This is a genomic window from Vibrio sp. 10N.222.52.B7 (genome assembly GCF_041474275.1).
Taxonomy (GTDB): Bacteria; Pseudomonadota; Gammaproteobacteria; order Enterobacterales; family Vibrionaceae; genus Vibrio; species Vibrio crassostreae_C.
On sequence record NZ_JBFRTU010000748.1, the window covers coordinates 1 to 251 of the forward strand.

The following is a 251-nucleotide window of genomic DNA, read 5'->3' on the forward strand; positions in this document are numbered from 1 at the left end:
CATAAGCCTACCTCAAGGAATCAATGGAAAATGTAAAGCCAGTCTGTGTCACTAACCCAATCTATCACAAGACGACTGGCTATTTCACCGCCAGCACATGCTCGATAAAGTCAGACTTCTTTTCACGGTACTCTTCTTGCGGCCAACCTTCGCAAGACATTTTGAGGGTGTTGTATTGCTGAACTAATTCCGGATTCGCACGTAGCTTGTCACGAAATGCCAGAAAGCATTCGAACTCAGAACCGTTAGCG

Annotated in this window: 1 protein-coding gene; it reads right to left on the bottom strand. The window is 45.8% G+C overall.

The features are described from left to right. Window positions 1–79 precede the first annotated feature (79 nt). A partial coding sequence (locus AB4512_RS25110) for a GrpB family protein (RefSeq protein ID WP_372176171.1) occupies window positions 80–251 on the bottom strand: 172 nt, incomplete at its 5' end.